Genomic DNA, 25,542 nt, shown 5'->3' on the forward strand with positions numbered 1-25,542 from the left:
TGTGCTCGATCACGGGAACACGCGCAGCGGCGTGGACTCCTCGGTCGCAGGTCGGATCGGGAAGCCCGAGATGCCGTCCGAGCCGGCGTAGGTGACCCCGGCGACCAGACCCTCGGTCCCCGTCATCACGAGCTGCTTCGAGACCGGCACCGTCACGGTCGCCATGCCGTCCGAGGCGACGGTCACGCGCTGACGGTCGTCGCCGGACCGGATGGTCACGGTGGCGTCGCTCCGCGTGGGGTTCACGAACGTCATCCGCTGGGCCGAACCGGGCGCGAGGGCCGTGATCGTGCTGTCGGTGAGCGGCTCCGCCGAGGCGAACCACCCGAGGTCGGTCCGCCCGTCCTCGGTCGGGCTCGTGCTGCGGACGCCGGCGACGACGGGCTCGGTCGACGAGATCGTGAACGCGTAGCGACCGTCGGGGAAGTCGTCGAGCGCCACGTCGGTGACCACACCGGGCTCGGCCGTCGCGTTCACCATGGAGCCGCCACCGTCGGCGGTGCTGATCCCGAGCGTGACGCGCGCGGCGCGGGATCCCGGCACGAACAGCCGGACGACGGGTGCGGCGTCCGCGGTGTCGTCGCCGCGCTGCGCCTCCTGCGTCTTCTCGAGCACGACCGCCGGGACGACCTGCTTCGTCGAGGGTGCGGCTCCCCCGGACACGACGTCGTAGCCGCCTGGTGTGAGCGTCCGGACGATGCTCTCCTGCATGTGCGCGACGATCTGCCCGCCGGTGGAGGTGACGTGCACGACCGTCGACGCCTGGTCGGCGACGAAGCCCGACAGGGGCACGACCTTCTGCGTGTTCGGCGCCACGACGATGCCGTTCGTGCCGGGGGCGCTGACGGTGCCGTTCGCGTCGTACACCGCCAGGTCGACCGTGGCGTTCACGTCGGTCGGGTTGGAGAGCGTCACGAGCGTCGTGCGTCCCGTCTCCGTCGACCCGCCGACGAGCCAGGCCGACTGGCTCGGGTCGTCGCAGGACGCGGAGGCGGTGCCGACGAGGTCACCCGACGACACGGTCTGGCTGCTGCTGCCGGCGACCTGCGGGGTCGTGTCTCCGGCCGGGGCGGTGAGGAGCTCCGGCTCGCTGCCGCCCGTGGTCGAGGACCCGAGCGTCGAGCGGTCGACGGTCGAGCCGGTCGTCGCGGACGCGATCGTGGCGCTGCCGACGGTGCTCGCGCGGGTGGCGTCGTTCCCGGCGTCGTCGGACAGCCGGAGCGCGCTGCCGGCGCACACGCGCTCGGCCGCGGCGGGCACCGGGGTCACGGTCCGGCCGGCGGGGCGGACGGGCTCGGCGGACGTGCCGATCGCGTGCGCCGCGGTCACTGCTCCGGCGGCGACCACGACGGCCACCGCGGTCGCGGTGCCGCGGAGGACCCACCGGCGGACGGCGGCGTGGTCGGTGCTCATTCGTCTCGCTCCTCGTCGAAGGTGGTGGCGGGCTCCTCGGCCTCGATGACGTTGCTGGTCGCCCGACGGCGGCGCGGGGCGGTCGGCACGGCGAGCAGCGCGGCCGCGCCGAACACGATGCCGAGCACGACGAGGTACAGCACGTGCGTGGCCCGGGTCGCCGCCGAGCCGCCGGTCACCCGGTCGACCTGGCCGTCGTAGTGGAACAGCCGGCCGGTGGCCGTCTCGCCGATGCTCGTGAAGCGGGCGTCCTGGCCGATGGCGCCGGCGGCCCGGTCGTACACGGCCTGTGCGGCGTCGTCGGACGGCGCGTCCTGCAGCAGCACGAACGAGATGCCGAGCTCGCGGAGCGCGGGCTCCGGGTCGTAGCCGCTGCGGCTCGCGAGGTTGCCCGCGAGCGTGGTCAGTCGAGTACCAGCCGGGCTGAGGCGGAGCGCGGTCGCGTCGAGCGTCGACTGGTCGTCCAGCGTGGAGCCCTGCCCGCGTTCGAGGGCGACCGCGAGGGACCCGTCTGGCTGCGGGTCGACGACGAGCGTGCCCACGTCCGGGTTCGCCTGCGCCTCGGCGTTGACGTAGGCGCTGAGCACGCGGCCGGTCGTCGGGGCGACGACGGCGTTCCCGAGCGTGAACGCGGCGAACGCCGGAGCGACGGCGATCCCGACGAACACGGTCGCGACGAGCCCCGTGGCCGGAGCGGTCCGCGGCAGGACGTCGATCCCGACGCACGCGGCGAGGACGAGCGCGATCCAGTACACCGACAGCGCGCTGCCGGGCCAGACGATGGTGGTCGTCGAGCCGACCCCGGTCACGGTCAGGTGGGTGGCCCCGAAGGCGGTGGCGTACCCGACGAGAGCCAGGACGAGCGCGGCGCTCGCAACGTGCCAGCGGTGGCCGAGGAGCGAGCCGATCGCCAGGAGCCCCACGGGCAGCGCGAGCACGGCCATCACGATCGGCAGCGCGACGAGCACCGCACCGGCGTCGATCGACCCGACGACCGGCAGCCAGCCGTTCCAGTCCGGCAGCGGCTGGCCGATCGCCAGCTGGAGCGCGGACGGCGCACGGGTGGCCGAGGGCACGCCCGGGTCGGCGAAGACCGCGAGCGGGTTGCCCCGCGCGATCTGCTCGAGCACGAGCGGCAGGAACAGCACCGCCGTCGGCACCGGGATGAACACCCGCCGGTGCGCGCGGCGCCAGCCGACGACCACCGAGACGAGCCAGCCGAGCAGGAGCACGGGCAGGAGCGACGGGGCCGACGCGGCGACGACCGCGAACAGCAGCGACGCACCGGACGCCCAGGCCCACGAGCGGTGTGCTTCGAGGACCGCGAGCACGAGCCACGGGAGCGTCAGGTGGGCGATCACGGCACCGAGGTGCCCCGTCGTGACGGCACCGATCAAGGACGGCGCGATGGCGTACAGCGCCGCGCCGACCACGGGCACCCAGGATCGGGTGGTGACCTTGCGCACCGCGAACCACGCGCCGAGGGCGGAGACCGGCATCGCGAGCAGCACCACGAGCACGACCGAGGTCGAGGGCGACCAGGCGGTGATGCTCCCGAGGAGCGCGACGACGGCCGCGAAGGGGTCGCTCGGGCCGGTGGAGCCGGTCCCGATGGAGTGCCAGCCGTAGCCGACGTTCTGCCAGAGCCGTCCGACGTCGGTGCTCAGCGGCAGGAGTCCCCCGCCGGTCAGCGCCGGGGTGCCCAGGAGCGGCCAGAGCGTCACGACGCTGAGCACGGCCGCGGCGAGCACCACCCAGACGCCCCCGTCGCCGAGGAACGACGCCCGCGCGATCGGGGCGTCCTCGACCCGGGCGAGCTCGACGTCACGCGTGGTGGTGCGGTGCTCGTGGAGGCGTCGCCAGCTCACCCGGAGGGGTTCGACGGCCGCCCAGCCGACGCGGCGCGTGCGCTGCACGTTGCGACGGGCGCGGCGCACCCCGCTGCCGAAGGCGACCGAGAACGCCGCGGCGAGCTCGCCCGACACGGCGGCGGGGTGCTTCGCCACGAGGTGCCCGATCGCACGACCGATCGCGAACGGCACGAGCGTGAGCCAGTGCAGCCAGAGCAGTCCGGCGGGCGCGTAGGTGAGGCGGCGGTGCAGCTGCGCCTGCCGGTGGGCCCGCACCCGACGGGCCTCGGAGACGCGCTTGCGACCGAACTCCTCGATCGGGCCGGCGCTCGTGACGCGGGCCTCCGGGACGACGGCCACACGGTGCCCCGCGAGCCGTGCGCGGATGCAGAAGTCGAGGGCGGCGTCGACGTCGGGCAGCGCCGGGTCGAAGCCGCCGAGGTCGCGCCAGACCGAGCGACGCACGAGCATGCCGGCCGCGGCGACGCCGAGCACGTCGGTGTGCCGGTCGTGCTGCCCCTGGTCGAGTTCGTCCTGCACGAGCGTGAGCGAGCGACCGGTACGCGTCGTGCTCTCGCCGAACGCGCGGATCAGCGACGGGTCGTCGACCGCGACGAGCTTCGGGCCGGCGACGACGACGGACGGTGCGATCTCGACGGCGGACAGCATCTCCGCGAGGGCGGTCGGCGCCGGCGCGTTGTCGTGCCCCAGGATCCAGAGCCACTCCTCGGCGGGCTCGTCGTCGGGCGCGACCGGCGCCTCGTGTTCGCCGCGTGCGACCGCCTCGCCGAAGGGGCGTCCGGCCGGGAGCCGGACCAGCCCGGCGGATCCGCCGAGGGCGATGTCGGCCGTCGAGCCGTCGGTCGACCCGAGGTCGACGACGACGAGGTTCTCGGGGTGCCGGGTCTGCCCGACGAGACCGTCGATGGTCCGGTCGAGGTGCTCCCCACCGTTCGCGGTGACGAGCACCGCCGTGACGCGGGGTCGGCCGGTCCGGGCCTGGTCCGGCCGGGACTCGTCGACCCGCGGCCGACCCTCGTCGGACCGGGACCGGTCGGACTCGGGGCGGGGCAGGGACTGCGCGGGACTGGTCTGCATGACGCGCGTCACTCTACGGTCTGGAGGCGCGGTGCCGGTCCGCCGGGACGGCGTGCCGTGAACCTGTGGGTCCGGTCACGGTGCCGTGTACGTCGGGCGCGCGCCGTGCCTCCTGGCCGGGTCGCCGGGACGGACGGGAGCCGCTAGGCGCGACGGCGCAGCTTGCGGCGTTCGCGCTCGGACAGGCCGCCCCAGATCCCGAAGCGCTCGTCGTTCTCGAGTGCGTACTCGAGGCACTGCGACCGGACCTCGCACGAGGTGCAGATCTTCTTGGCCTCGCGCGTCGAGCCGCCCTTCTCGGGGAAGAACGCCTCGGGGTCGGTCTGCGCGCACAGCGAGTCGACCTGCCACGACAGCGGGTTCTCCTCGTCGGCGACGGGACGGCGGACGCCGGGGACCCCGAGGGACACGGGGTCGACGTGCCAGTCCTCCGGCACTCCGGCGTTGAAGTCGGCACCGTTCACCCTGATCACCCCTGACGTCTCGACTGCGGTCACCACGACCGAGGTCGCTTGCCTGTAATTACAGCGGTGTGATTCCCGAGAGTCAAGTCGCGGATCATAGAAGGCACTGAGCGCGGCGGCGTGTCATGTCCCCCGTACGGGCGTGTCGCGGGCGTTCTGTCCGGCCGTCGGGGGACAAGAACGCCCGCCGAGCGCGTCAGCCGATGCGGCGGCGGGCTTCCCAGGCGCTGGTCACCATCTCGTCGAGCGAGTGCCGCATCGCCCACTCGAGGTCGCGCGCTGCGGCCTCGCCCGTCGCGACGATCCGCGCGGGGTCGCCCGGCCGGCGGGGTGCGACCTCCGGCTCGAACGCGATCCCGGTACCGGAGGCCATCGCGTCCATGATCTGTCGCACGCTCACGCCGTCGCCGCTGCCGAGGTTGTAGGCGCGTTGCAGGGGCTCCCCCGCCTCGAGCTTCCGGGCCGCGACCGCGTGCGAGTGCGCGAGGTCGGCGACGTGGATGTAGTCGCGGACGCAGGTGCCGTCCGGGGTGGCGTAGTCGTCGCCGTTGATCCGGGGCGTCCGGCCGGCGAGGAGGGCGTCGAAGACCAGCGGGAACAGGTTGTGCGGGCTCGCGTCGTACAGGTCCGGCTCCCCCGACCCGACGACGTTGAAGTAGCGGAGGGACGTCGTCGTGAAGCCGGCGGCGACCTCCATGTCCCGCAGCAGCCACTCGCCGATGAGCTTCGACTCGCCGTACGGGGACTCCGGCGCCTTCGGGGTGTCCTCGACCACGGTCTCGACGTCCGGTGTGCCGTACACGGCCGCGCTCGACGAGAAGACCGCCTTCGTGACGCCGTTCTCGGCCATGGCGCGCAGGAGCGTCGCGGTGCCGGTGACGTTCTGCTCGTAGGTGTGCAGCGGGCGCTCGACCGAGACGCCGGCGTACTTGAAGCCGGCCACGTGCACGACACCGGTCACCGCGTGGTCACGGAGCGTCCGGGCGACGAGCTCGCCGTCCAGGATGGTGCCCTCGACGAACGGGACGTCCTCGGGGACGAACGCCCGGAAGCCGCTCGACAGGTCGTCGAGTGCGACCGTCTCGATGCCGGCGGCGCGCAGGGCGCGGACGACGTGGGACCCGATGTACCCGGCACCGCCGGTGACCAGCCAACTCATGCTCGTCACGCTAGCGGACCGGGCGACCCCGGCGAGCCGACCCGGGCTGCGTGTCCGGGTCCGGCTGGGTCCGGGTCCGGCCGGGTCCGGGCGCCCGTCGGTCCGGCTCGGGGGTCAGGCGCCCGTCGCGAAGAAGACCGTGGAGGTCAGGCCGGAGGCGACGTCCGCCTCGACCGTGACGTCGCCCTCGTCCGGGGTGACGAAACAGGACTCGCCCTGGCGGAGCAGGGTCGCCGAGGTGGCACCGACGAGCGTCACCACGCCCTCGGTGCAGATCGCGATCGACGGTCCGGAGAGCGGTGCGACCCCACCCGTCGCGAGACCGACCGGGCGCCCCTCGCCGGTGACGCGGAGGAGCGCGAAGCCGACGCCCTCCGGTGCGAAGCGGTCCACGCCCGGCGCGAGCTGCTCCGGTTCGAGCACGGGTGCGGGGTGCGCGGTGAAGTCGAGCACGCGGAGGAGCTCCGGGACGTCGACGTGCTTCGGCGTCAGCCCGCCGCGCAGGACGTTGTCCGAGGGGGCCATGAGCTCGACCCCGAGCCCGTCGAGGTACGCGTGGACGTTCCCGGCGGGCAGGTACATCGCCTGGCCGGCGGTGAGCGTCACGCGGTGCATGAGCAGCGACACGACGATGCCGGGGTCGCCCGGGTACGCGGTGGTGAGGTCCCGCACGGTCCGGGTGTTCGGGCTGGCGGCGTCGTCCGGCAGCGCGGCGGCGAGGTCGCTCGCCGCCTGGACCACGGCGAGCGCCGACGGATCGGCGGTCTCGAGCCAGCTGACGGTGTCCTCGAGCCCGTGGGCCAGGTGCACGCGGAGCGCTCCGAGCCGACCGGAAGCGGCGTCGAGCAGGTCGACGTCCGCCAGGGTGTCCTCGACGGGGCGGAACCCGCTGAGCGCCTCGAACCGCTCGCTGAGTGCGACCACGAGCTCGGGCTTCGGGAACGGGTCCTTGTAGTTCCGGGCCGGGTCGTCGATCGGGACGCCGGCTGCTTCCTCGCGGGCGAAGCCCTCCTGCGCCTGCTCCGGCGTGGGGTGCGCCTGCAGGGACAGCGGGGCCGCGGCGGCGAGGAGCTTCAGGAGGAACGGCAGTCCGGTGCGGTCCGGTCCGAGTGCTGCCTCGGGCTCCGCGGCGATCCACTCGAGGAGCGTGTCCGCGCCACCGACGGTCGCGGGGTTCACCACGACGCTCGGGCTGCCGGGGTGCGCACCGAGCCAGAGCTCGGCCTGCGGCGCGCCGGTGACGGTGCGGCCGAGGAGTTCGGGGATCGCGGTGACGGAACCCCACGCGTAGTCGCGCGGGGTGTTCGTGATGCCGAGGAACATGTGCCGAGCGTAGCGGGCGGTTAGCCTGTCCCCCGTGACGAACACCTGGCCGATCGCCCGTGGGACCGTGCCCGAGCGCGAGGCCTTCGCCCTCGGCGCCGCGGTCGTCGGCGTCCTGTTCGCGGGCGACGCCGTCCCGAACACGCTCACCTGGTACGGCGCCGCGGTCGTCTGGGCCGCGCTCGGCGGGTGGGGCGTCTCGGTCGTCGTGCGCGCCCGACCGTCCCTCGCCCGGACACCGCGCGCGCTCTGGGTGTTCCTGGGCTGGTGCCTGCTGACCGTCGCGTGGTCGCACTGGCGCGCCGCGACCCTGGCGAGCATGGTCGCGCAGGTCCTGTGCGTCCTGGTGGCGTTCGCGATCGCGTCGACGCTGTCGTGGCGGCGGATCCTCGACGCCGTCTCGCTCGCGATGCGGTGGGTGCTCGGCCTGTCGCTGCTGTTCGAGGCCGTCGTCGCCGTGGTCGTGCGGCACCCGATCGCTCCGATCTGGACGGACTACGGCGACCGGAAGGTCCCGGACGCCTTCTACTTCTCACGCGCCGAGCTCTTGACGGGCGGGCGGATCCAGGGCCTCCCCGGCAACGCCAACCTGCTCGCCATGGTCGCGCTCCTGGCCCTGGTGGCCGTCGCCGTGCAGCTCGCCGAGGGGCGCATCCGCCGCGACCGGGCCGTCGTGTGGCTCGTGCTCGGGGTCCTCGTGCTCGCCCTGACACGCTCGTCGACGGTGCTCGTCGCCGCCGCGGTCGTCGTGGTCGCAGCCGTCGTCGCGGTGTGGGTGCGGCGGGTGCCGAGCGGACGTCGGGCGCCCCGGTACGCCGTGGTGGCGACCGGCGCAGTGGTCCTCGCCGTGCTGGCGCTCGTCGGACGCGGTGTGCTCACCGCGGTCCTCGGCAAGTCGTCGGACCTGACCGGCCGCGGCGAGATCTGGTCGGCGGTCCTCGGCCTGGTCGACCGACACCCGGTCGTCGGGTCGGGCTGGATCGGCTACTGGTGGCCGAACATCCCGGAGCTCGCCGGCATCGCGCACCGGAACGGCGTCGTCTACCTGCAGGCGCACGACGCGTACCTGGACGTCTGGATGCAGACCGGGATCGTCGGCCTGGTGCTCTTCGGGCTGTACGTGCTGTCGACCCTCGTCCGGTCCTGGTGGTGCGCGACCCGGACCGGCTACGGCACGGACCTGCTGCCGCGGGCCTTCGACCCGGTCACGCTCTTCCCCCTGCTCGTCGTCGTCGCCCTCCTGGTCCAGTCCGTCGCCGAGTCGCGTCTGCTGTACCAGGGGAACTGGGTGCTCTTCGCGCTCATCGCGATCAAGACCCGCAACGTGCTCGTCGGCGAGGAGCCGCCCTCGGTGGGCGACGGTCCCCGCATCCCGGTCGCCGTCCGTGCCTTCCGCGGGTCGGACGTCACGGACACCGACCGCCGCTAGCGGTCCCGCACCACCAGCGCGCACGGCACCTGCGCCGACCACGGTGCCGTCCGCACCTCGAGCACCGCGGCGGGGTCGGCACGGCAGACGCCGACGGAGGACGCGACCTGCGGCGCCCACTCTGGTCCGTCGCTGCGGTTCGTCCGAGCGGGGGCGGCGTTCGCGACGGCCGTCGTCACCACCAGCGCGACCAGGCACCAGCCGAGGCCGACGCGGAGGACGTGCACCGCGCCTCCTGTCCGGGTCGTCCGTCGGCGACGTCGGCCCGTCGGGTCGCCGCCGTGCCGCGGGGCCCACCGGTCGCCCGCGAGTGCCGCAGCCGCGACGACCACGGCGGACAGCAGCAGCATGCCCGCGGCGGCGGCGTAGCGGTTCGGCCCGATCGCGGCCAGGGCCGCGCCGGTGACCGAGCCCCACCGCCCGTTCGCGGAGCGGTTCGCGACGAGCGCCGCGGTCCAGACGCCGGCCGCACCGAGCACCAGCGCGACGATGGTCCACCGAGTGCGCCAGCCGGCCACGAGCACCGCGGCGAGGACCGCCACGCCGATCCCGGCCGCCGGCAGCAGCACGACCCACCAGCCGTGGCGGGCCACGGCCGCACCGACGGCGGCGACGTCGCGGTCCCACAGCCCACCGAACGGCAGCAGCAGGTACCCGCGAACGACGTCGCCGACGGAGGGGTCCCCAGGGCGGGAGAGTCGTTCCGTCGTCAGGGCGGCGACCACCTGCAGGGTGCCCCCGAGCACCGCCGCGACGGTCACGGGCAGCGCGCGGAGACGGTCCCGCTCACCGGCAGCGGCCCGCCGACCGGTGAGGTCGCGGGCGGGCCACCACGCCAGCGCGAGGAGCGGCAGGAACAGGACCGTCTGGAGCTCCGTCAGCGTCGCCGCGAGGGTCAGCAGGGCGACGACGCCGGATCCCCACCAGGTGCGGGCCCGGTACGAGAACAGCCACGGGACGAGCGCCATCGCGTACCAGTGCAGGTTGGCGACGTTGCCGCTGATCTCGACCGGGGCGAGCGGCAGGACGACCGGGACCGCCGCCAGGACGAGCCGGAACGGCCAGGGGCGCACGACGTCGCGGGACAGCAGGAAGAGCGACGCGGCGACGACGCCGACGACGGCGCACGCCGACGCGGACAGTGTCAGGGCGTACTGCTCGACCGGACGGTGCACCGCGAGGTCCACGAGCAGGCGCGGGACGAGGTGGAGGTAGCCGGCGTAGGGCCGCAGGAGCGTGTCGCCGGCGCCGTACGCGAGCTGCTCGCGGAGGAAGATCCCGCCGTCCTCGGCCCAGGTCGTCGAGCGGGTCACCGGGCCGAGGCGCCACCAGGCGAGTGCCGCGGCGGCCAGCGCGACGAGGACGGCTGCGAGCGCCTGGACGACCGCGCGGCGACGGCGGGACGCGGTGCGCGCGGGGCCGTCGTGCTCGTCCATCGGGGCGAGAACCTATCCGAGATATCGACGACCAGCCATATCGACGCTCCGCGATGCCCGCGGCGGACTCTCCACGAGGTGCGAGAGGATGGACGGGTGACGGACCGGACGGTGAGCAGGCGTGCGCTCGCGCGCCGGTACCTCTCCGCCTGGATCGGGTTCTCGGCGGGCGGGCGGTTCAGCCAGGCCCTGGCGACCGCGGTCCTGCTCTTCGCGTTCGGGCAGCCGGCCGTGCACGCGATGGTCGGCACCGCCGGGTCGTGGGCCGCCCTCGCGACCCTCGTGGTGCTCGCCGGCCTGAGCCTGCTCGGACAGCGCTACCGCATCGAGTGGCACGGCGTCCTGCCGCTGTCCCTGCTGGCCTTCGTCGGGTTCTGCGCCCTCAGCGTGCTCTGGAGTCAGTACTCGTGGGTCGCCCTGCGCGGGTTCGCGTCCACGGTCTGCTTCGTCGGACTCGGGCTCTACCTGGCGCTCGGCCGGGACCTCGTGCAGGTCATCCGCGCGGCCGGCGACGCCTTCCGCATCCTGCTCGTCGTCGCCCTCGGGCTCGAGGTGCTGTCCGGACTCGTGCTCGACGTGCCGTTCCCCGCGTTCGGCATCCGTGGGGACATCGCGTACGGCGGCCCGATCCAGGGCGTCGGCGGCACCCGCAACTTCATGGGCTTCGTCGCCGCGGTGGCCTTGGTCACGTTCGTCGTCGAGTTCCTCACCCGGTCGGTCACCACGTGGCGGGCCGTCGCGTCGACCGCCCTCGCCGTGATCGCCCTGATGCTCGTGCAGTCACCGATCACCGGGATCGCGATGATCGCACTCGCCGTGACCGCGCTCGCACTGTGGTCGCTGCGGCACGCCAGACCGGCCACCAGACCGGTGGTGAACGCGGTGCTCGGCGCGGTCGTGCTCGGCATGGCGACCCTCGGCCTGGCGCTCCGGCACCGGGTGCTCGCGGAGATCGGTGCGGCGGGCGGCACGGCGACGCGCCTGGGTCTGTGGGAGCAGATCCGGGTGCTCGGTGCGCAGTTCCCGATGCAGGGCTGGGGCTGGGTCGGTACGTGGCCGAGCGAGGCCGTGTTCCCGTTCACGACCCTGGTCGACCCCGCCGGCGCGCGCTTCACGTCCGGTCTGAACGCGTTCGTCGACGCCTACCTGCAGATCGGGCTCGCCGGCACGCTCCTGCTCGCGGTCGCCGCGGGGCTCGCGTTCGCCCGCGCCTGGGTGACGGCGACGACCTTCCCCGGTGTCGCGTACGTCTGGCCCGCGGCCGTCCTCGTCCTGCTCGGCGTCACCAGCACGGCCGAGAGCTACCTGCTGCACGGTGCCGGGCTGATGCTGTTCACGACCGTGATCGTCGTCGCGGCGCGGCGGCGGTCCTGGCGCCGACACCTGCCCCGCGACCAGGGCTGACCCCCGCGGCTTGCTAGGGTCGCGGGGTGCGCCTCCCCCTGCTCGAACGCATCGCGATGTGCCTCGTCGTCACACTGTCCTGCGTCCTGGACCTCGGGCAGAAGCTCCTGTGCACGGTCCCCCAGCCGGCCGACGTGTCCCGCGCCGAGTACGTCAACCGCTTCGGCTGCTGGTCCGACGTCGCTGCGCTCTGGAACAACCGCGGCCTCGCGCAGCACGTCTTCCCGTACGTGCACGGCACCTGGCGTGGTGACCCGCCCGTCCTCGGTGGCGGGACGGTCGAGTACCCGACCGCGACCGGCGTCTGGGTCTGGCTGACCGCCCTGCCGGTCGACTCGGCGCGCGGCTTCCTGGTCGTCACGGCCGTGGTCGCCGCCGTGCTCGCGGTGCTCGTGACGCTCGCCCTGCAGCGCATCGCCGGACGTCGCGCCTGGGTCTTCGCGGCCACCCCGCCGCTCGCGCTGTACGCGGTCTACAACTGGGACGTCCTGCCGGTCGCCAGCACCGTCGCCGCCCTGCTCGTCGCGACCGCACCACCACGCGCGTGGTCGCCGCTGCTCCGGTGGGCCCTCGCCGGGGCGCTGCTCGGGCTCGGTGGCGCCTTCAAGCTCTACCCGCTGATGTTCCTCGGTGCCATGGCCGTCGCCGCGCTCCTCGACAGCGACGCCCCGTGGTCCGAGCGGGTGCGGCGCACCGCGGTCACCGTCGGCTCGGGTGTCGGGGTCGTGCTCGTCGCCAACGTGCCGTTCGCCCTCGTCAACTACGAGGGGTGGTCCTCGGTCTTCCGCTTCCAGGCGGAGCGTCCGATCGGTCCGTCGACGCTGACGATCTGGTACTACGGCCTGCTCCCCTGGTCCGCGGACCTCGACGGGCCGCTGCAGGGGACGATGGCGACCCTCGCCACCGTGACGACGGCGGTCGGGGTCCTCGCGGTCCTGGCCGTCACGGTGCTCCGCGCACTCCGGACCGGTCGGACGCCGTGGATCCAGTCGTCGGCGGCCATGCTGTGCGTCTACATGGTCGCGAACAAGGTGGACTCGCCCCAGTACGTGCTCTGGCTGCTGCCGTTCTTCGTGGTGCTGCGCATCGGCGGCTGGTGGGTCACCGCGTACCTCGTCACCGACGTGTGCCTGACGGTCGGCTTCTTCCGGAACGGGTACTACGACGCGGTGGGGCAGACCGGGGAGACCTGGGCCGGGCAGATGCTGACGGCCGCGATCTGGATCCGCGCGGTGCTGCTCGTCGTGTTCGTCGTGCGGTTCCTGCGCGCCGAGGCGGTGGGCCGTGCCGCAGACCGGCCGGGTGGCGCGGCGACACTCCCGGCCGGTCGCCGCTCCCTGGAACACCCCGCGCCGGCGTGACGGACGAGGACCGGCACCGGTCCCGTCCGCGCCAGGCGCCCCGGGCCAGGCGACCCGGATCAGGCCCGACGTGCGGATCGCGGCCGGAAGCGCCGCTGCAGTCCCCACTGGGTGGTGCGGACCATCGCCTCGACGACGATGGCCTGGCTCATCTTCGAGACGCCGTGGATGCGGTCCCGGAAGCGGATCGGCACCTCCACGATGCGTCCACCGAGGTCGTGCACGCGCAGCGTCATGTCGACCTGGAAGCAGTAGCCCTTCGAGTCGATGGAGTCGAGGTCCATCCGGGCGATCGCGTCGGCGCGGTAGACCCGGAACCCGGCGGTGATGTCGTGCACGTCGAGCCCGAGCATGATGCGGGCGTACGCGTTCCCGCCGCGGCTCAGGACCTCGCGGTGCTTCGGCCAGTCCACCACGGACCCACCGGTGGTCCACCGGGACCCGATCGCGAGCATGACGTCGTCCGCGGGGTCGGCGGACACGACCGCGTCGATCATCGCGGGCAAGCGGTCCGCGGGGTGCGAGCCGTCCGCGTCCATCTCGATGAGCAGGTCGTACCCGCGCTCGAGTCCCCAGCGGAAGCCAGCGACGTACGCCGTCCCGAGACCGAGCTTGCCCGAGCGTCGCAGCAGGTGGACGCGCTCGTCCGTCGCCGCGATCCCGTCGACCAGGTCGCCCGTCCCGTCGGGGCTGCCGTCGTCGACGACGAGCAGGTGTGCCTCGGGCACGGTGTCGAGGATCCGCGAGGCGATCTCGCGGATGTTCTCGGCCTCGTTGTACGTCGGGACGATCACGAGCGCGGACTGGCGGGGGGTGGTGTTCATGTGTTCCTCGTGGTCGGGGACGGCGGTCACCGTGCTGCGTCCTCGTCGATCAGCCGGCACGGCACGGTCACGGCCCACTGCGGGCCCGGGGCGATCTGGATCAGGGCGTTCCCGCGGGGCGCGGTCGCACATCGAGCGTCGGACTGGTCGACCTGGCCGGACCAGAACGGCCCCTGCTGCCGGTTGGACTTGTCCATCGCGAAGTTCGCCGCGAAAGTCCAGACGACGACCGCGACCAGGAGGACTCCGACCACCCGCAGCCACAGGGCGCGCTGGACGAGGAAGGCGTCGAGGACGGCGACGAAGCCGGCGATGACGTACATCGAGGCGGCCGCGGTGTAGCGGAAGGTCCAGACGGTGCGCCACGTGTCCGCGTCGAAGTGCGCGAACGCGAGCATGCTGTTGGGGTTGAGCACCACGGCGCCGCACCAGACGGCAGCCGACCCCCAGATCATCGACGCGAGCACCCAGCGCTGGCCGCGGTAGCCGATCCAGGCCCCGGCCGCGACGAGTGCCACGAGCACGACGAACGGCACGACGACGACGGCGATCCCGTGCGCGGCGATGAGCCCGCCGACCGTCGGCATGCTCCAGGTCCAGGAACCGGCGACCGGCTGCGCGATGTACCCGAGCACCATGTCGGGGATCGAGTCGTGCCCGGCGGGGGCCGACACGCGCGGGTGGAGGAGCGTGGTGGCCACCTGCGCTGCGGCACCGACGAGGGCCCCCGTCAGGACGGGCCAGCGTCGGGGGTTGCGGATCTGCAGGAGGAACAGGGGGAAGAACGCGACGACCTGGATCTCGGTGAGGGCACAGAACAGCGCGACGATGCCGAGCAGCACACCCTTGGTCCAGGAGCGCACCGGGGTCAGGAGCAGGAACGGTGTGAGGAACATCAGGAACCAGTGCAGGTTCGCGACGTTCGCCTGGATCTCCATCGGCCCGAGGGGCACGAGGGTCGGCACCAGCGAGAGCAGGACCCGTGCCGTCGTCGACCGGATCACGTCCTTCGTCAGCACGAAGACCGCGACTCCGACGGCGGCGACGACGACCACGCACGCGGCCGAGATGCCCACGGCGAAGTGGTCAACGGGGAGGGTCTTCGACACGGCGGCGACGATGAGACGCGGGACCACGTGCAGGTAGCCGGCGTAGTCGTGGAACAGCGCCCCCGCGACACCGAGGTTGTACTGCTCCTCGAGGAAGACCTTGCCGTCCTCGGCCCAGACCGTGTTGCGCACCTGCGGCGTGAGCCGGAGCCACCCGAGCGCGATCGTCACGAGGAACAGCACGACCGGTCCGGCGACGCGCACCACGCGCTTCGACCGCCAGGTCGGTACGTCCGGTTCTCCCACGGGTTCGCGCAGGTCCGGCTCGTCCCCGGATGTCGTCACGTGCAGCACCGGGGAATGATCTCACACACCCGGTGTCACACCCCGGTGACCCGACGCTCGGCGCAGCCCCCGATCAGGGTACGACGACCGACCGGCACCCGAGCAGGGTGTTCGCGCCACCCGCACTGTCGATCGCGTACGCGCACACCTGCCGCTGACCGGAGGCTGCGGCGAGCGTGCCCGACCACCCGTGGTTCGGTCCGGCGGACGGGTAGGACCGCGCGACATCCTTGCGCACGGCGTTCGCGGTCAGCCGCCGACCCGCGCCGTCCACGTACACGTCGACCGCAATGGGAGCCGCCGTGTCGGGGTCGATGGCCCAACCGGCTGCCTGCACCGAGCCGTTCGCGGCCGTGACCACGTCGAGGCTCCCGATCGGCGCGGCGTTCTTCACCGTGACGGTCCGGCAGCCCAGCTGAGTGTTGTCGGAACCGGCCCCGACGTTGATCGCGTACACACAGACCTGGTGCGGGCCGTTCGAGGCCTGCACGGTCAGCGAGAAGCCGTGCGCGGATCCGTAGGCGGTCCAGTTGCGGGCGATGTCCCCGCGCTGCGCGTTCGCCGTGGTCCGTCGCCCGACACCATCGACGTAGACGTCGACCGGGATCGAGGAGGCGGAGTCGCCGTCGAGGGCCCACCCTCGCACCGTCAGCGAGGTCGGGGTCGTGGTGACCTCGTCCAGGGAACCGATCGGCTTGGACCCCGGCACGTTGACCGACGTGCAGCTGCCGACCACGCGGTTGCCGCCGTTCTGCACGTTGATGCCGTACACGCAGATCGAGTGGACACCGGGCGGTGCCGCGACCACACCCGAGTAGCCGTGCGCGGGACCGGCGCTCGGGTAGGCCCGGCCGACGTCCGCGCGGTTCTGGTTCGCCACGAGACGCTGCAGCAGCTTGCCGTCCGCGTAGACGTGCACGTCGAGCGAGGCGGCCGTCTCAGGGTCGATCGCCCAGCCGCTGACCGAGACGCCGCCAGGCACCGCGGACGCGGTGTCGAGCGAGCCGAACGGCGACCCGTCCTGGACGACCACGGAGGAACAGCCGAGGTTCGCGCTCGTGGCACCGTTCGCGGAGATCGCGAACACGCAGACCTGCTGCGGTCCCGGTGCGGCGGTGATGCGCTGGTTGAAGCCGTGGGCGCTCCCGAGCTTCGGGTAGGCGGCGCCGACGTCCGGTCGGCTCTGCTTCGCCGGCACGGCCGTGCCGGCGGATCCGACGTACACGTCGACCCGGGTGCTGGCGGACGTCGTCGTGTCGAGTGCCCACCCGTTCACGGTCACCGAGTTGTACCCGGCGGTGACGCCGTCGAGGTTGCCGGCGGCGGTCGTCCCTCCGCCGGAGGTCGAGCCGAACCAGTCGCTGTACAGCCGCCAGAAGTTCCGGTTGCCGTACGCGGAGCAGGAGTCACCCGTTCCGTAGAGGTTGTTCAGCGCCGCCTGGTTCGGCGTGTAGGGCGTGTAGTAGTACAGCGCGGCGGTGGCCTTGTTCTGGATGTACACGGTCTTGGTGCCGCACGAGGCGCTCGGGTTGTACTGCACGCTGCGGTTGCCGTCGGGCGCGAACCACGTGAAGTAGTTGCTCGTGCCGGCCGGGTTGCCGTACCGCTTCCACTGCCACGACGCCCAGTAGACCTGGTTGCCGACGCCGGAGTACGCGGGGTCGCAGCCGCCGTTCGCGCTGTCCGGGCACGCGTAGCCCATCGCCCTGGCCAGGATCCCGGCGGACGGGTTCCGCGCGGTGCCGCCGTTGACGAGCGCCTGCTCCTTCTGCAGCGTGACGATGATGACCTTCGGGTTGATGCCGCACGCGGCACCGACCCGGGCGATGATCTGCGCCGCGGACAGCGACGAACCACCGGTGACCGCCGAGCACATCGCGTCGGCGCCGTGGCTGTTCAGCGAGTACCGACCGACGTTCAGGCACGAGCTCGAGGAGCACGTGCCGATCTGCGCGTTCAGGAAGGACTGGATCGCGGACTCGGACATCCCGCCGCCGTTGTAGAACTCGGCGTCCGAGATGATGTTGCCCGCGTCGAACTGCGAGCCGCTCAGCGCCGAGGCGGCGTCCTGCGGCGCGGAGGTGCCGGCGAGCTGGACGCCCACGAGCACGCTCGCGACCGTGAGCACGCTCGCGAGCATGGCGATGACCTTCTTCACGACGGGGGCCTCCCTGTGGCGGCGACTCGGTGTCTGCCACGCGGTCGTCCCGACCGCGCGTGGCCGGGCCCTGATCCGGCGAGTCACGTCTGTCACATCAGGCTACCTGCACCACAGCGATCACACAGCCCCGGTTTCGCGCCCCGAACGGGAGGCACGGTGCACGCCCGTCAGGTCGACGTCCGTGGCCGACCCGGTCGCCTGTGCATCCGTGCAGGCGACGGCTCATCCTGTCGGGTCGAGCAGGCGCTCCACGGCGCGACGCGCCGCCTCGCCCACCGCGTCGCCACGGCGGAGGCGACGCGCGCGCCGGAGGGCGGCAGGGGCCTCCAGGACGATCCGCCGCCACGCGGCCGGCGTGAGCTGCGCGCCGGCCGGGCGGACGAGGTCAAGGACCAGCCGCACCAGCGTGCGCAGCACGACGCGGGTGACGAGCCGGCGGGAGCCGTTGCGGACGACGACGAGCAGACGGTTCCGCATGCTCTGGGTCCGCACGAGCGGACCGTCGCTGGCCGAGCTCGCCGCGTGCCGGTGCACGACGACGGCGTCGGGTGCGGAGCGGACGTCGTACCCGGCGAGGCGGAGTCGCCACGCGACGTCGAGGTCCTCGTAGTACATGAACAGGGACTCGTCGAAGCCGCCGACCTCGTCGAGGGGTCCGCGGCGCAGGAACACGGCCCCGCCGGAGAAGCCGAAGAGCGGTGCGTGCTCGGGCGCGTCGTCCACGGGCCGCAACCAGTCGCGGTCCCGCCCGTTGCCGGACCGGTCGAGCACGACCCCCGTGCCGTTCACCAGGGTCTCGCCCACCTCGGCTCGGTGCCAGCGGGCGCCGTCCCGGGCGACGAGGTCCGTGGCCGAGCGCGGCGCGTCGGCCGGCGTCCGGACGAAGCGGCCCTCGAGCACTGCGGTCGCGGCGACCGCCGCGACGGTCGGACCACCGGCGGCGAGCACTGCGAGCCCGCGGTCGAGGAACCCGTGGTCGGCGACCGCGTCGTTGTTGAGGAGCACGACGGTCTCCCCCGACGCCGCCGCGATGCCGCGGGCGACCCCGCCGGCGAACCCGGCGTTGGTCCGTTCGGCGACGATCGTCACACCCGGCAGGTCGGCGCGGTACGCCGCGACGGTGTCGTCGTCGGACTCGTTCACGACGAGGACCACCTCGACCGACGCGTCGACGCGCTGCGAGAGCACGGACCGGACGGCACGGCGGGTGAGTTCGGGCTGGTGCCAGTCGACGATGACCACGGAGACGTCCACGAGGCCAGTGTCCCAGGTCGCCGGAGGACCCGGACCACGTCCGGTACAGTGGTGCCGCCTTCCGGGGCAGTCCCACGAGCTCCCGGGCCGACCCCACCAGCCGACGTATGGAGATCCGTCCGTGTCCACATCAGCGCCTCGCGTGTCCGTCGTCGTCATCAACTTCCGCGGGACCGACGACACCCTCGAGTGCATCGCGCGCCTGACCGAGGTCGACTGGCCGGCGGACCGGCTCGAGATCGTCGTCGTCGAGAACGGCTCCGGGGACGACAGCGAGCAGCGCCTGCGCGCCGAGCTCGGCAGCCGGAAGAACGTCAAGATCGTGGTCTCCGCGGAGAACCTCGGCTTCACCGGCGGGAGCAACCTCGGCGCGCGCGAGGCGTCCGGCGACGTCGTGGCGTTCCTCAACAACGACGCGAAGCCCGACGTGAACTGGATCAAGGAGGGCATGGCGGGCTTCGCCCCGAGCCCCCGGGTCGCCGCGGTCGCGAGCAAGGTGCTCGACTGGGACGGCAAGGCGATCGACTTCGTCGAGTCCGGCCTGAGCTGGTTCGGCATGGGCTACAAGGCGCACGTCACCGAGATCGACGACGGCCGCTTCGACACCCCGCAGGACCTGCTGTTCGGCACCGGCTCCGCGCTGTTCGTCCGCCGCGAGGTGTTCCTCGAGGTCGGCGGGTTCGACGAGGGCCTGTTCATGTTCTACGACGACGTGGACCTGGGCTGGCGCCTCAACCTGCTCGGCTACCGCGTGCGGTTCGCCCCGCGCTCGGTCGTCTTCCACAAGCACCACGGCTCGATGAAGTCGTTCGGCGACCACCGCGAGATGTACCTGCTCGAGCGGAACGCCCTGCACCTGCTCTACAAGAACCTGTCCGACGAGAACCTCGGGACCTTCCTGCCCGCGGCCCTCGCGCTGCTCGCCCGTCGTGCCGTCGCGAAGAGTGGCCGCGACTCGGAGGAGTTCGACATCCGTCGCTTCACCGGTGCGCCGGACGAGTTCGACCCGACGACGCCGATGTCGAAGGAGGCCGTCGCCGGTCTCTACGCCCTCGACCAGTTCGTCGCGGACCTCCCCCGCCTCGGCGAGGAGCGCCGCCGGATCCAGTCGCAGCGCGTGCGCTCCGACAAGGAGGTCTTCCGCCTGTTCGGCGACGCCTTCAAGCCGCTGTTCGAGGACGGCTACTTCCTCGAGGGCTACCAGGCCATCATCGAGGCGTTCGACGTCGAGCAGCCGATGCACCGCACGAAGGTCCTCATCATCACCGGCGACGCGCTCGGCGAGAAGATGGCCGGCCCGGGCATGCGCGCGTGGAAGATCGCCGAGGCACTCGCCCCGCACAACGACGTCCGCCTGGTGACCTGGAACGTCGCGAACCGCAAGTCCGACGCCTTCGAGGTCTCCCGCGTGCCGCTCCAGCACGAGCGCACGATGCGCGAGCACGAGGAGTGGGCAGACGTCATCTTCTTCCAGGGCTACGCGCTGCACCACTTCCAGACGTTGCAGAACTCGAACAAGACCATGGTCGTCGACCTGTACGACCCGATGCACCTCGAGCAGCTCGAGCAGGCGCGCGACAACGGCGACGTCGGCTGGCGCAACCAGGTCACCTCGACCACCGAGGTCATCAACCGCCAGCTCGAGCGCGGCGACTTCTTCCTCTGCGCCTCGGAGCGTCAGCGCCTGTTCTGGCTCGGACAGCTGGCCGCCGTCGGTCGTGTCAACCCGGACAACTACCTGGCGGACGACAACCTCGAGAAGCTCATCGCGATCGCGCCGTTCGGCATGGACTCGACGCCGCCGAAGCACGAGCGCAAGGCGATCCGCGGCGTGACCCCCGGCATCGGCGAGGACGACAAGGTCGTCATCTGGGGCGGTGGCATCTACAACTGGTTCGACACCCCCTCGCTCGTCCGCGCGGTGGCCAAGGTCGCCGAGACGCACGACGACATCCGTCTGTTCTTCCTCGGCGTCGCGCACCCGAACCCCGACGTGCCGGAGATGGCGATCGTCGCCGAGACCCGCCGCATCAGCGACCACCTGGGCCTGACGAACAAGCACGTCTTCTTCAACGAGCAGTGGGTGGCGCTGGACGACCGGCAGAACTACCTGCTCGAGGCCGACGCCGGCGTCAGCACGCACTTCGCGCACATCGAGACGACGTTCTCGTTCCGCACCCGCATCCTCGACTACATGTGGGCGAACCTGCCGATCGTCACGACCGACGGTGACAGCTTCGGCGACCTGGTCGCGGCCGAGGGCATGGGCGTCGCCGTGAAGGAGCGCGACGTCGACGGACTCGCCGCCGCGCTCGAGTCGATGCTGTACGACCCCGAAGCCGCCGCTGCCGCCCGCGCCGCGGTGAGCCGGGTCCGCGAGGACTTCACGTGGGAGCGTGCTCTCGCTCCCCTGGTCGAGTTCTGCAAGGACCCGCACGTCGCCGCGGACCGCGCGCACGAGGCCGCCGTCCCGGCCGGTTCCGTCGCGGCAGCGGGCCGCCCGCGCGTGCAGCTCAGCCCCGCGCGGGCCCGTGAGCTGCAGTTCCACCAGATCGCGAACAGCCGGCACGGTCTCGTCCGCGACGCCCGGCTCGCGGCCTGGTACCTGCGCGAGAACGGCGTCTCCGGGCTGCGCGACAAGGTGCAGAACCGCGCCCGGCTGATGCGCGAGAGCAAGAACGGGCGCTGACGCCCGGCGGCCGCCCCTGGTCGCCGATGTACAGTTGTCCGTCGCCCGCGTCGAACGTAAGGACCCCCTTTGAGCAACATCGTCACCGAGCGGTTCGAGCGCCTCCGGCAGGAGCAGATGGTCCCGGCCGGTCGCCCGGCCACCGCCGTCATCGGGTCGCTGCGTGAGATCTTCGCGCACCGGCAGCTCCTCGACCTGCTGATCCGTCGCGACCTCAAGTCGCGGTACAAGGACAGCGCGCTCGGCTTCGCCTGGACCCTGATCCGCCCGCTCGTGCAGCTGGCGATCTACTTCTTCGTCCTCGGTGAGATCCTCGGCGCGTCCCGGAACATCCCGGAGTTCGCGATCTACGTGTTCTCCGGCTTGACGCTCTACGGCCTGTTCAGCGAGATCGTCGCCGCGGGGACGGCGTCGATCGTCGGCAACGCGGGCCTGATCAAGAAGATCTACCTGCCGCGCGAGATCTACCCGCTCGCGAGCGTCGGTGCCGCGCTGTTCAACTTCGGCGTGCAGCTCGTCGTCCTGATCGCCGCCGCGATCCTGCAGAGCGGCTTCGCCTGGGTGCGCCTCGACCTGCTCTACTTCCTGCCGTCGGTCGCGGTCATCCTGATCTGGGCGACCGCCCTCGCCCTGCTGCTCGCGGCGCTGAACGTCTACCTGCGTGACATGCAGTACCTCGTCGAGGTCCTCGTGCTCCTGCTCATGTGGGCGTCCCCGATCGTCTACAGCTGGCAGATGGTGGCCACCCGCGCGCCGGAGTGGCTGCTCTCGATCTACACGTCCAACCCGATCACCCTGGCCGTCCTCGGCATCCACCGTGCGTTCTGGACCGCCGGTGCCGACTCCGAGTACCCGTCGCACCTGCTGGTCCGGATGGCGGTCGCCGCCGTCGTCGGCCTGGTCGCGCTCCTCGTGTGCCAGCGTGTGTTCGCCAAGCTGCAGGGCAACTTCGCCCAGGAGATCTGATCCGATGAGCATCGACAACGAGATCGACCGGGAGACCCGCTCCCCCTTCGCCGACGCCCCCGACGTCGTGACCGTGCGGAACGTGTCGAAGCGCTTCACGATCCGCAAGGACAACTCGCTCAAGGAGCGCGTCGTCACGCTGGGACGTGCCGGACGTCGCCACAGCGAGGACTTCTGGGCACTCAAGGACATCAGCCTCGACATCCCCGCCGGCACCACGATCGGCCTGCTCGGCCCGAACGGCTCCGGGAAGTCGACGCTGCTCAAGACGATCGGCGGTATCCTCGAGCCCACCAGCGGCTCGGTGGAGCGCCGCGGTCGCCTCGCCGCCCTCATCGAGCTCGGCGCGGGCTTCCACCCGGACCTGACCGGGCGCGAGAACGTCTACCTGAACGCTGCGATCCTCGGCCAGACGCAGGAGGAGACCGAGGCCCGGTTCGCCGACATCCTGCAGTTCTCCGGGATCGGCGACTTCATCGACACCCAGGTGAAGTTCTACTCGTCGGGCATGTACGTCCGACTCGCGTTCGCGGTCGCGATCAACACCGACCCCGACGTGCTCCTCGTCGACGAGGTCCTGGCGGTCGGTGACGAGCAGTTCCAGAAGAAGTGTCTCGACAAGATCCGCGAGTTCCAGGAGCAGGGCCGCACGATCATCCTCGTGTCGCACTCGCTCGGCCAGGTCCAGGAACTCTGCGACTCCGCCGTCGTGCTGCACCACGGCGAGGTGAAGTTCCAGGGCTCCGCGCGTCTCGCGGTGAAGAACTTCCGCGAGATCCTCGAGGGCCGCCGCGTCGCCGAGGCCGAGGCCGCGCACCCGGAAGAGGACGCGAACCCCGCCAAGGTCGAGCGCGTCGAGCTCGAGATCCCCGGCCGCGCGCCCGGCGCCGAGCACCACCACGGCGACGACCTCGTCGTGCGTGCGACGTTCTCGCACAAGGACGTCCTGCCCGAGTGGCGCGCCGGGATCAAGATCGAGAACCACCTCGGTCACCCGGCGTTCGGCATCGACAGCCGCCAGACCCAGGTCCGGCACGACCCGCTCCGCGGCACGGCCACGGTCGAGTGGCGCCTCTCCGACCTGCGGCTCGGCGGTGGCCAGTACTTCGTGCACGTCTTCCTGGCGAAGCCGAACGGCGAGCACATCGTCATCGAGCGCGAGGCCGCCCGCTTCGTGGTCCAGGACGAGGACACCCAGTCCGGCATCGCCTGGACGAAGACCACCGAACGCCAGATCGGGGCCTGACGTTGCAGCACCTGCCGGTGCTGGTCGACGCGACGTCGATCCCGCCGAACCGCGGCGGGGTGGCGCGGTACATCTCCGGACTCCTCGCCGGACTGCAGGAGACCGGCAGCACGGTCGACGTCGTCGTCAAGCGTGCCGACCTCGCGTGGCTCCGCGCCCTCGCACCCGAGCACCGCTACCACCAGGCGCCGGGCTGGACGGCGCGCCGCCCGGCCCGGCTGGTCTGGGAGCAGACCGGCCTGCCGGCGCTGCTCCGCCGGGTCGGGGCGACCACCCTGCACAGCCCGCACTACACGTTCCCGGTGATCCGTGCCTCCCGGACGGTCGTCACCCTGCACGACGCGACGTTCTTCAGCGACCCGGCCGCGCACGCGCGCACCAAGGTCGCGTTCTTCCGGACCTGGACCCGACTCGCGCGCCGGTTCGCCCGCGCGACGGTCGCTCCGAGCGCCGCGACCGTCGGCGAGCTCGACCGGCTCGCGGGGACCGCCCGGCGGCCGACCGCCGTCGCGCACCTCGGGGTCGACGCGGCCGTGTTCCACGCGCCCTCCTCCGCCGAGGTGACCGCGTTCCGCCACGCGCACGGACTCGGTGACGGCGACGACTGGATCGCGTTCCTCGGCACGGTCGAGCCGCGCAAGCGGATCCCCGAGCTCATCGCGGCCCACCGCGCGCTCGGCGACGCCGACGTGCCGCCGCTCCTGGTCGCGGGCGGCCTCGGCTGGGACGACACCGCCGTGCGGGAACTCCGCACCGCGGGCGACCGCCCCGGCGCACCGCTGCGGTACCTGGGCTACCTGCCGCTCGAGGAGCTCCGCGCGTTCCTCGGCGGCGCCCGCGTCGTCGTGTACCCGAGCACGGCCGAGGGCTTCGGGCTCCCGGTGCTCGAGGCGATGGCCTGCCGGGCCGACGTCCTCACCACCCGGCGGCTCGCGATCCCGGAGGTCGGCGGGGACGCGGTGACGTACACCGATCCCGACGCCGGCCCGATCCGTGCGGACCTCGCCGCCCTGCTCGCCGACGACCCGGACGGCCCCGCCCGCACGGCCCGTCGTGACCGTGCCGCCGCCCGCGCCGCGGGCTTCACGTGGGCGGCTTGCGCCCGCGTGCACCTCGGCGTCTACGCGACCGGGGTGGCCGCATGAACGCCGACGCCACAGCCGGCAGTGCCGGGCCTGGGCGGGCCGCGATCGTCACCGTCTCGTACAACTCGCACGACGTCCTGCCGCCCTTCCTGGCGTCGACCCCGGCCGCGAGCAGCGCCCCCGTCGAGGTCGTCGTCGCGGACAACGACTCCGCCGACGCGGACGGGCTGCGCGCCGTGACCGAGGCCGCCGGTGCGCGCTTCCTGGAGCTCGGCGAGAACCGTGGGTACGGCGCCGCCGTGAACCGCGCGGTCGCGACCCTCGGGCCGGACGTCCGCTGGGTGCTCGTGTCGAACCCGGACGTCGTGCTCGGCGCCGGCGCACTGGACCGGTTGATCGCGACCGCCGCCGCGGACCCGACGATCGGCGCCGTGGGACCCAAGGTGCTCGAACCGACGGGCGAGGTCTACCCCTCGGCCCGGCTCGTGCCGTCGCTCCGGACCGGCCTCGGCCACGCGCTCTTCGCGAACCTCTGGCCGGGCAACCCCTGGACCAAGCGCTACCGACAGGAGGGCGAGCAGGACCTGCGCCGCGACGCCGGGTGGCTCTCCGGGGCGTGCGTGCTCGTGCGCCGTGACGTCTTCGAGCGACTCGGCGGCTTCGACGAGGGCTACTTCATGTACTTCGAGGACGTCGACCTCGGCTGGCGGGTCGGGCACCTCGGGCTCCGCAACGTGTACGAACCGGCGGCGACGGCGACCCACGTGGGAGGCACCGCCACGCAGGGGTCCTCGGATCGCATGCGTCGCGCCCACCACGAGAGCGCGTACCGTTTCCTCGCGCGGAAGTACCGGGGCTGGTGGCTGTGGCCGCTGCGCCTGGTGCTCCGGGTCGCGCTGGCCCTGCGCGCCCACCTCACGCACACCCGCTGACGCGGTACAGTCGGCCGTCCTCCCGAACTCCTCCCCCCGAACCGGAGTCCCCGC

The 25,542-nt window shown here is 72.6% G+C and carries 18 protein-coding genes; 8 read left to right on the forward strand and 10 right to left on the reverse strand.

All coding sequences use genetic code 11. The features are described from left to right. Window positions 1-9: 9 nt before the first annotated feature. From FB462_RS11970 to manA, 5 genes are all read right to left on the reverse strand, one after another. Complete coding sequence (locus tag FB462_RS11970) at window positions 10-1,413, reverse strand: DUF5719 family protein (protein WP_141862091.1); 1,404 nt, start codon at window positions 1,411-1,413, stop codon at window positions 10-12. Then, window positions 1,410-4,361, reverse strand: a complete 2,952-nt coding sequence (locus tag FB462_RS11975) for a glycosyltransferase family 2 protein (protein ID WP_141862093.1) — start codon at window positions 4,359-4,361, stop codon at window positions 1,410-1,412. Before FB462_RS11975 ends, FB462_RS11970 begins: the two co-directional genes overlap by 4 nt. Window positions 4,362-4,504: 143 nt before the next feature. Beyond that, window positions 4,505-4,834: a WhiB family transcriptional regulator gene (locus FB462_RS11980; protein ID WP_373286830.1), complete on the reverse strand. Its 330-nt coding sequence runs from the start codon at window positions 4,832-4,834 to the stop codon at window positions 4,505-4,507. 187 nt (window positions 4,835-5,021) lie between these two features. After that, entirely contained in the window at window positions 5,022-5,984 is a 963-nt protein-coding gene (galE, locus tag FB462_RS11985; RefSeq protein WP_141862094.1) for a UDP-glucose 4-epimerase GalE, read from the reverse strand. A 114-nt stretch (window positions 5,985-6,098) separates the two neighbouring features. After that, window positions 6,099-7,307 (reverse strand): mannose-6-phosphate isomerase, class I, encoded by a 1,209-nt coding sequence (gene manA, locus FB462_RS11990; protein WP_141862096.1) that lies wholly within the window; start codon window positions 7,305-7,307, stop codon window positions 6,099-6,101. A 34-nt stretch (window positions 7,308-7,341) separates the two neighbouring features. On the opposite strand from manA, the gene FB462_RS11995 reads away from it, so the two are divergent. Further along, window positions 7,342-8,736, forward strand: a complete 1,395-nt coding sequence (locus FB462_RS11995; RefSeq protein WP_141862098.1) for an O-antigen ligase family protein — start codon at window positions 7,342-7,344, stop codon at window positions 8,734-8,736. Here FB462_RS11995 and FB462_RS12000 read toward each other — a convergent pair. Beyond that, complete coding sequence (locus FB462_RS12000) at window positions 8,733-10,172, reverse strand: hypothetical protein (RefSeq protein ID WP_141862100.1); 1,440 nt, start codon at window positions 10,170-10,172, stop codon at window positions 8,733-8,735. The two genes, FB462_RS11995 and FB462_RS12000, sit on opposite strands and share 4 nt — an antisense overlap. 96 nt (window positions 10,173-10,268) lie before the next feature. Here FB462_RS12000 and FB462_RS12005 point away from each other — a divergent pair, with 96 nt between their 5' ends. Both FB462_RS12005 and FB462_RS12010 read left to right on the forward strand, forming a co-directional pair. Continuing rightward, window positions 10,269-11,576 (forward strand): exopolysaccharide production protein, encoded by a 1,308-nt coding sequence (locus FB462_RS12005; protein ID WP_141862102.1) that lies wholly within the window; start codon window positions 10,269-10,271, stop codon window positions 11,574-11,576. A 26-nt stretch (window positions 11,577-11,602) separates the two neighbouring features. Further along, window positions 11,603-12,937: a DUF2029 domain-containing protein gene (locus FB462_RS12010; RefSeq protein WP_141862104.1), complete on the forward strand. Its 1,335-nt coding sequence runs from the start codon at window positions 11,603-11,605 to the stop codon at window positions 12,935-12,937. Between the two features lie 59 nt (window positions 12,938-12,996). Here FB462_RS12010 and FB462_RS12015 read toward each other — a convergent pair whose 3' ends face one another. The 4 genes from FB462_RS12015 to FB462_RS17550 form a co-directional block, all read right to left on the reverse strand. Further along, window positions 12,997-13,761, reverse strand: coding sequence for a polyprenol monophosphomannose synthase (locus FB462_RS12015; protein ID WP_141862106.1), 765 nt, complete (start codon window positions 13,759-13,761; stop codon window positions 12,997-12,999). A gap of 26 nt (window positions 13,762-13,787) precedes the next feature. Then, window positions 13,788-15,155 (reverse strand): hypothetical protein, encoded by a 1,368-nt coding sequence (locus tag FB462_RS12020; protein WP_141862107.1) that lies wholly within the window; start codon window positions 15,153-15,155, stop codon window positions 13,788-13,790. A gap of 73 nt (window positions 15,156-15,228) precedes the next feature. Then, window positions 15,229-17,313 carry a hypothetical protein gene (locus tag FB462_RS12025; RefSeq protein WP_141862109.1) on the reverse strand — a complete coding sequence of 695 codons (2,085 nt, stop codon included), beginning with the start codon at window positions 17,311-17,313 and terminating at the stop codon, window positions 15,229-15,231. 225 nt (window positions 17,314-17,538) lie between these two features. After that, window positions 17,539-18,570: a glycosyltransferase family 2 protein gene (locus FB462_RS17550; protein ID WP_208738910.1), complete on the reverse strand. Its 1,032-nt coding sequence runs from the start codon at window positions 18,568-18,570 to the stop codon at window positions 17,539-17,541. A gap of 121 nt (window positions 18,571-18,691) precedes the next feature. Here FB462_RS17550 and FB462_RS12035 point away from each other — a divergent pair, with 121 nt between their 5' ends. The 5 genes from FB462_RS12035 to FB462_RS12055 all read left to right on the forward strand — a co-directional run bounded on the left by FB462_RS12035 (window position 18,692) and on the right by FB462_RS12055 (window position 25,488). Then, complete coding sequence (locus FB462_RS12035; protein WP_208738911.1) at window positions 18,692-21,259, forward strand: glycosyltransferase; 2,568 nt, start codon at window positions 18,692-18,694, stop codon at window positions 21,257-21,259. Window positions 21,260-21,328: 69 nt separating this feature from the next. Continuing rightward, window positions 21,329-22,225: an ABC transporter permease gene (locus FB462_RS12040; protein WP_229666634.1), complete on the forward strand. Its 897-nt coding sequence runs from the start codon at window positions 21,329-21,331 to the stop codon at window positions 22,223-22,225. 4 nt (window positions 22,226-22,229) lie between these two features. Beyond that, window positions 22,230-23,471, forward strand: coding sequence for an ABC transporter ATP-binding protein (locus FB462_RS12045; protein ID WP_141862113.1), 1,242 nt, complete (start codon window positions 22,230-22,232; stop codon window positions 23,469-23,471). Window positions 23,472-23,473: 2 nt separating this feature from the next. Then, window positions 23,474-24,616, forward strand: a complete 1,143-nt coding sequence (locus FB462_RS12050; RefSeq protein WP_167510098.1) for a glycosyltransferase family 4 protein — start codon at window positions 23,474-23,476, stop codon at window positions 24,614-24,616. Further along, window positions 24,613-25,488, forward strand: coding sequence for a glycosyltransferase family 2 protein (locus FB462_RS12055; protein WP_141862116.1), 876 nt, complete (start codon window positions 24,613-24,615; stop codon window positions 25,486-25,488). The genes FB462_RS12050 and FB462_RS12055 overlap by 4 nt, the downstream gene beginning before the upstream one ends. The last annotated feature ends 54 nt before the right edge of the window (window positions 25,489-25,542 follow it).

It is taken from the genome of Curtobacterium citreum (genome assembly GCF_006715175.1).
Lineage (GTDB): Bacteria > Actinomycetota > Actinomycetes > Actinomycetales > Microbacteriaceae > Curtobacterium > Curtobacterium citreum.